At 41.3% G+C, this 6798-nt stretch carries 7 protein-coding genes; all 7 read left to right on the plus strand.

Going from position 1 to position 6798, the window contains the following annotated elements:
• Positions 1-518, plus strand: a 518-nt coding sequence (locus ACFVSH_RS21290) for a YpuI family protein (RefSeq protein WP_387707701.1), incomplete at its 5' end; no start/stop codon positions are given.
• Between the two features lie 121 nt (positions 519-639).
• Positions 640-1515, plus strand: a complete 876-nt coding sequence (locus tag ACFVSH_RS21295) for a superoxide dismutase (RefSeq protein ID WP_387707703.1) — start codon at positions 640-642, stop codon at positions 1513-1515.
• 445 nt (positions 1516-1960) lie between these two features.
• Positions 1961-2524, plus strand: a complete 564-nt coding sequence (gene ahpC / locus ACFVSH_RS21300) for an alkyl hydroperoxide reductase subunit C (RefSeq protein WP_063233159.1) — start codon at positions 1961-1963, stop codon at positions 2522-2524.
• Positions 2525-2703: 179 nt separating this feature from the next.
• Positions 2704-4350, plus strand: coding sequence for an FAD-dependent oxidoreductase (locus ACFVSH_RS21305; protein WP_387707705.1), 1647 nt, complete (start codon positions 2704-2706; stop codon positions 4348-4350).
• A gap of 147 nt (positions 4351-4497) precedes the next feature.
• Complete coding sequence (locus tag ACFVSH_RS21310) at positions 4498-5658, plus strand: D-alanyl-D-alanine carboxypeptidase family protein (RefSeq protein ID WP_387707706.1); 1161 nt, start codon at positions 4498-4500, stop codon at positions 5656-5658.
• Complete coding sequence (locus tag ACFVSH_RS21315) at positions 5651-6244, plus strand: nucleoside recognition domain-containing protein (protein ID WP_260286078.1); 594 nt, start codon at positions 5651-5653, stop codon at positions 6242-6244. The genes ACFVSH_RS21310 and ACFVSH_RS21315 overlap by 8 nt, the downstream gene beginning before the upstream one ends.
• A gap of 13 nt (positions 6245-6257) precedes the next feature.
• Positions 6258-6785, plus strand: coding sequence for a spore maturation protein (locus ACFVSH_RS21320; RefSeq protein WP_370662592.1), 528 nt, complete (start codon positions 6258-6260; stop codon positions 6783-6785).
• Positions 6786-6798 lie beyond the last annotated feature (13 nt).

Here is a 6798-nt window from a genome sequence, read left to right on the forward strand (position 1 = left end):
ATCTTAATCATTTTGAGGAGGGTTCACGGTTGGGGAATACATTGGTAAAATCTCAGCTTGAGGATGTAAAAGGGTTTTTAGAAACGACAGTGGCTCAACTAGAAGAATTTATGAATGAGACGACCTATTCTAAGCTGCAAGAGGAAAAAAGCGGGGATGAAACCTATTATAAAGGAATCCTTTCTAGTTTAAGAAGAATGCTTGTAAGTTGTGAAGAGGGCTTGGAGGCTTGCCAAATCGTTCTGAAAAATGATGCTTTCAATAAAGCTGCAGCTGAAAAGACGCTTTATAGAGTTTATCATCAATGTATCGAAGAATACTTTTCCCCAAAATCAGATAGGTGGTTTGAGGACAGCAGATCTGCCTATACAGGAAAAAACTCGATTAAATTTCACCAAAGTGTACCTGATAGCATAATATCCATTCTGAAGGCCGTGGAAAGTGGATTCCAGACGATGCGTGAAGAATTGGAGTTTTATGAAACGGATTACCGGACGAAAATGTTACAGTCAAGATAATGAAACAGCTGGGCTTAAGAGGCCTAGCTGTTTTTTTTAGCTATAAATGGAATCTCCGCTTAATCGAAACATAAAATACTTTGATGATTTATGTGCATAAAGGTTAAGAGGAGGTTGCAAGATGTCCGATGAAAGAGATTATGCTAAAGAGGTAAGTGATTGGGTAGATGGAGTGATGGAATATCTTGAGAAGATCGATATCACCGATTCACCATTGCTGTCGAATATGGAACGGCTTTCCCAGTTGACAAAAGATATGGATGAGGAAGAAATGGATTATGAGGATATGGTCCTGATTGAAGAAGAGATGGCTCGGGTCTACCAGGAAATTGAAGAACTCGCTAGAGAATTCAGTATACAGGATAGGCAATCAGTGCCCATTGGGAAGCATACGCTACCGCCGTTACCTTATGCCTATGAGGCATTGGAACCGACAATTTCAAGGGAAATCATGTATCTGCACCATGATAAGCATCATCAAGCATATGTCGATGGTCTGAATAAAGCGGAATTGATGATGAAAAAAGCGAGGGAAACGAAAGATTTTTCCTTGTTGAAACATTGGGAAAAGGAAGCAGCCTTTCATGGGTCAGGCCATTATCTCCATACGCTGTTCTGGGAAGAGATGATACCGGGAGGGGGCGGACAGCCAAGGGGGGATTTACTCAATCAGATTGAGACGGATTTTGGAAGCTTTGCAGCTTTTAAAAGTCATTTTAGTGAAGCTGCCAAACAAGTAGAAGGAGTTGGCTGGGCGATTTTAGTCTGGGTTCCGCGTGCGCGGCGGCTAGAAATACTTCAATCGGAATTGCATATGGTTTTGACCCAGTGGGATACGATCCCAATTCTTGTTCTTGATGTATGGGAACATGCTTATTACCTGCAATATAAAAATAATCGGGCAGCCTATGTGGACAAATGGTGGGACGTTGTAAACTGGCCGAAAACTGCCGTAAGGTTCACCGAAGCGAAAAAACTTATCTGGAAAAAGCAATAACTGACAAAATATAAGGAGCCTTTTGAGAACCAATTGCAAATATACGAGCCGTGAAGGTTCGTTTTTTTTTTTGCATGAAATATTGTATCAAGAATTTTTTAGGGAAAATATGGGAATGATATGAAGGAGAGCTGCAAATTTTTATTTTGGGAGCGACTTATGATTCTCATTTGGATATTATAATTAGATTGAAAAGGAGATGATATCATCTCACGAAATAATGAGCATGTGTCTTATATAAATCCTTGAAATAACATTGGAAACGTGTTAAATATGCTACTTTGAAGTACTATGGGTTTTTAAAAATAATTAATTTATATCAATATAAAAACTGTGACCAATTTGTGAACTTAAAAATTATTAAGGTATATTTATTGACTAACTTCTATTTAATAATTATTATAAATAGGAGCAGATAAAAAAATAGCTATTGGAGGAATTTATTATGTCATTGATCAATAAACAAGTTGAAGATTTTAAAGTACAAGCTTACCATGCAGGAGAATTCAAAGAAGTTACACTTGAAGATGTTAAAGGAAAATGGGCAGTATTCTTTTTCTACCCAGCTGACTTCTCTTTCGTATGTCCAACTGAATTAGCTGATCTTCAAGATAACTATGAAACATTCAAGGAAATTGGTTGTGAAGTTTACTCAGTTTCAACAGACACTCATTTCAGCCACAAAGGATGGGCAGATGCCACTGATACAATCGGTAAAATCCAATATCCAATGTTAGCTGACCCAGCAAACGTTTTATCCCGTCAATTCGGTGTATTGATTGAAGAAGATGGATTGGCTCTACGTGGAACTTTCATCGTGAATCCAGAAGGACAAATTAAAGCATACGAAATTAATGACCTAGGAATTGGCCGCAATGCTGAAGAACTTGTAAGAAAAGTTCAAGCTGCGCAATTCGTAGCGGAACATGGAGATAAAGTTTGCCCTGCAAAATGGACTCCAGGTGAAGCCACTCTTGAACCAAGCCTAGACCTTGTAGGTAAACTTTAATTTATAATGGGATGGTCCATTTCTACAGGTAATGGACATACCGAGCATTGATGTACGATTACAGGGACAACTCGTCCTGCAAGATCTTATGACAAAAGGCACTTACCTAAAATAAGTGCCTTTTGTTTTTCAAAATAATCAGTTTAGCACGTATTATCATTAAGCAAGGAGCACAAAAGATGAAAAAAATCTATGATTTATTAATTATTGGCGGCGGACCTGCAGGCCTCTCAGCCGGCGTCTATGCAGGAAGAGCTAAGTTAAAAACAATAATTCTTGAAAAAGGAACTGGCGGCGGACAAGCTGCAACTACATCGGAAATAGCCAATTATCCTGGTATCCGTCATATATCGGGCCCTAGGTTAGTTGAAGAAATGAAGCTTCAAAACGAGGATTTTGGCGTCGAATTCGCCAAAGCCGATGTAACGGGCGTGGATTTCTCCGGTGAGGTGAAAGTCGTAAAAACTCTTGGCGGGGACTACCATGCCCGCGCCGTCATCATTGCAACGGGTGCATCCCCAAGAACACTAGGCTTTCCAGGTGAAGAGGAATTTACTGGCCGCGGTGTAGCATATTGTTCAACATGCGATGGTGAATTCTTTGAAGGGTTGGAAGTTTTCGTTATCGGGGCAGGATATGCAGCCGCCGAAGAAGCTATATTCCTGACCCGCTTTGCTACAAAAGTTACAATCATCGCCCGGGAATCAAGCTTCTCGTGTGCCCCGTCCATTGTGGATAAAGTAATGGCAAATGATAAGATTGAAGTGAAATTCAATACGGAGATTCTTGGGGTATATGGAGACGGGATGATTCAAAGTGCCCGTTTCATCAATAATGCGACTAAAGAAGAATTTGAATATGAGGCGAAGGAAGAAGACAGCACGTTTGGAGTTTTCGTTTTCATAGGGTATGAGCCGAAAACAGAAATATTCAAGGGCCACATCGAAATGGATCATGCCGGTTACATTTTAACCGATGATGATATGAAGACTAATGTGAAAGGTGTCTATGCAGCGGGCGACCTAAGGCCAAAATCCTTACGCCAGATTATTACAGCTGTATCTGATGGAGCGATTGCAGCAACGGATGCCGGTAAATATATTGAAGAAGAAAAAGATCGCCTAGGAATCAAAGATGAACCTGAAGTTGAAAAACCGGCGAAAAAAGAACAGGCTGCTGTCCCGGCAGGTAAGAGCGCTTTATTAAGTGATGCGTTACGCGGCCAATTAAAGGGAATCTTCGGCAAGATGGAGAGCGAAGTAACATTGGTGTCCATCGTCGATGAAAGCTTGCCAAAATCGGTCGAATTGCGAGACTTCTTGTTGGATGTTGCGGAATTAGGAGACAAGCTGCATCTTGAGTTATACAACAAGGGGGAAAGCCCGGAAATTGAAGGAAAAATCAATGCAGATAAGTTCCCTGTCGTTTCCCTCTTAAATTCGAATGGTGACTACAGTGGCGTCAAGTACCACGGTGTACCAGGCGGCCATGAGTTGAATTCCTTCATTTTGGCTATCTATAACTTGGCCGGTCCTGGTCAAGCATTGGATTCGGCCGTATTGAATTCAATTAAGGGAATCAGTAAAAAAGCGAACATTAAGGTTATGGTTTCATTGGCATGTCACTACTGTCCAGACGTTGTAGTGGGTGCACAGCGCATTGCGATTGAAAACCCTAACGTTGAAGCTGAAATGGTCGATATAAGTAATTTCCAGGATATCAAGAAGAAATATAAAGTCATGAGCGTGCCGGCCATGATTATCAATGATGAAGAAGTGGTATTCGGAGCTAAGAAAATTGATGAAATCGCTGCATTATTAGTATGATAGAACACTAAATCGATAGGGGCCCCTATCGATTTTTTTTATGTTGAAAATCAATAGATATCATGAAGGTTTACATTCTTTTATTCATAACCCTTGTCCATTTGCATAAACTTGTACAAAAACAAGTAAAGAGACGAGGGGGCACTCATGCGTTTTCCATATAAAGGGTTATCAAGTTTGTGTATCGTCATTCTCCTGTTGTCTTTTATGGCACCCGTACAAAGCGCCAATGCAAATGTATCTGTAAGTGCCCATAGTGCGATTTTAATGGATGAGGATAGCGGAAGGGTCATATATGAAGTGAATGCTCATGAAAAGAACCGCATAGCAAGCATTACGAAAATAATGACTGCTATCTTGGCTATTGAATCGGGACTAATGGATGAAACAGTGAAGGTTAGCAGCAATGCCTTCGGGACGGAGGGCTCATCACTTTATTTAAAAGAAGGAGAAAGAATTAAGCTCGAAGATTTGGTTTACGGCTTGATGCTTCGTTCAGGTAATGATGCAGCAGTCGCAATCAGCGAAAAGGTTGGGGGAAGCCTGGATGGATTCGTGTGGATGATGAATCAAAAGGCGGAAGAAATCGGGATGAAAAATACCCATTTTTCAAATCCGCATGGTTTGGACAATACGAAAAACCATTATTCAACCGCATATGATATGGCGATACTCACTCGTTATGCCATGCAAAATGAAACGTATGCAAAGATCGCCGGCACAAAGGAACACAGGGCACCTAATTCCACAGAACAATGGGATTATGTATGGAAGAACAAAAACCGCCTACTTACACAATTGTATGAGTATTGCACAGGGGGGAAAACAGGGTATACCAAACTAGCAAAACGTACCTTGGTCACAACCGCAACAAAAGACGGGCATGACCTGATTGCTGTGACATTGAATGGTCCGGATGATTGGAATGATCATATTCAAATGTACGAATCCGCATTTAAGGATTATAAGCCAACAGAAATTTTACCTGAAGGCATGGTAAAGAATATGGAAAATAAAATATATAAAGGGCATGTCTACATTAAAAATGATTTTTCGTACCCACTGACAAAAGAAGAGAGAAAGTTGGTCAATGTGAAAATGAAATTGTTGAAGCCACAGAGGGCTTGGAAGGATAAAAGGAAAATCCCTGCAGTGGTCGGCAGAGCATCCATCTATCTTGATGGAAAGAAAATAGGTAGTCGTTCGATTTTTTATGGGGAATCAAAAGAAAGCTTCAAGCAACAATCATTCCAATCTTCATGGGCTGAGATATTTGAAGCGGTATTGGGAATCGGACGCAATGGTTAATTACATTTGGTTCGGGATGTTTGTGATCGGTATTGTCTTTGGCATGATCAATGGGACGATGGATCAGGTGAATGAAGCTCTATTTGTCAGCGCAAAGGAAGCGGTCACCCTTTGCCTGGGACTGATGAGCATACTTGTCTTTTGGCTGGGTTTGATGAAAATAGCGGAGGAATCGGGGCTGTTGGATAAACTATCCAATTTGTTCAAGCCGTTCATGAGATGGCTATTCCCTGAAGTGCCTCCCAATCATCCCGCTATGGGGTATATACTTTCCAATATGATGGCAAACACATTTGGATTGGGGAATGCAGCTACGCCTCTTGGTATAAAAGCCATGGAACAGCTAAAGAAACTAAATGGGGGAAAAACAACGGTCAGCCGCTCGATGGTCACTTTTTTAGCCATCAATACTTCAAGCGTAACGTTGATTCCGACTACAGTCATTGCTATCCGCATGAATTACGATGCCCACTCCCCGACGGACATCGTTTTTCCGACCATAATAGCAACGGCCATTTCTGCAGTTGGAGGAATTGCGATAGATCGATATTTTTATTACAAGAGAAAGAGGAGCGGGAGGGAATAGGATGTTGCACTGGATGACCACCATTTCAATTTGGATGATACCGATTTTGATCCTCTGTATATTACTGTACGGTACATTGAAAAGAGTCCCCACCTATGAGACCTTCGTTGAGGGGGGGAAAGAAGGAATCAGCATGTCTTTTTCCCTCATCCCTTTTCTGGTAGGGATGCTAGTGGCGATTTCAGTATTTAGGGCATCGGGGGCATTGGACTTCATTGTACAATCACTGCACCCCTTGCTTTCCCTTCTTCATTTTCCGTCTGAGGTTTTACCCCTTGCGATCATTAGACCAATATCCGGAACAGCCGCTTTAGGAATGACCAGCGACCTGATATCTGTTTATGGACCGGATTCCTTTATCGGGCGCTTGGCTGCCACGATTCAGGGAAGTACAGATACCACCTTCTATGTATTGACCGTTTATTTTGGAGCTGTCGGGATCAAAAAAATGGGTGATGCCCTAAAGGTCGGTCTTTTGGCAGACTTGATCGGTATCATAGCTGCCGTTATCGTCGTTACATTGGTTTTCGGTATGAATTAAAGGCTAGGGAAAT

This window comes from Peribacillus sp. NPDC058002 (genome assembly GCF_042886655.1).
Classification (GTDB): domain Bacteria; phylum Bacillota; class Bacilli; order Bacillales; family DSM-1321; genus Peribacillus; species Peribacillus aracenensis.

Coding starts and splice junctions, on each gene's coding strand:
- ACFVSH_RS21295 (WP_387707703.1), top strand. CDS start 640: ATGTCCGATGAAAGAGATTATGCTAAAGAGGTAAGTGATTGGGTAGAT.
- ACFVSH_RS21310 (WP_387707706.1), top strand. CDS start 4,498: ATGCGTTTTCCATATAAAGGGTTATCAAGTTTGTGTATCGTCATTCTC.
- ACFVSH_RS21315 (WP_260286078.1), top strand. CDS start 5,651: ATGGTTAATTACATTTGGTTCGGGATGTTTGTGATCGGTATTGTCTTT.
- ahpC (WP_063233159.1), top strand. CDS start 1,961: ATGTCATTGATCAATAAACAAGTTGAAGATTTTAAAGTACAAGCTTAC.
- ACFVSH_RS21320 (WP_370662592.1), top strand. CDS start 6,258: ATGACCACCATTTCAATTTGGATGATACCGATTTTGATCCTCTGTATA.
- ACFVSH_RS21305 (WP_387707705.1), top strand. CDS start 2,704: ATGAAAAAAATCTATGATTTATTAATTATTGGCGGCGGACCTGCAGGC.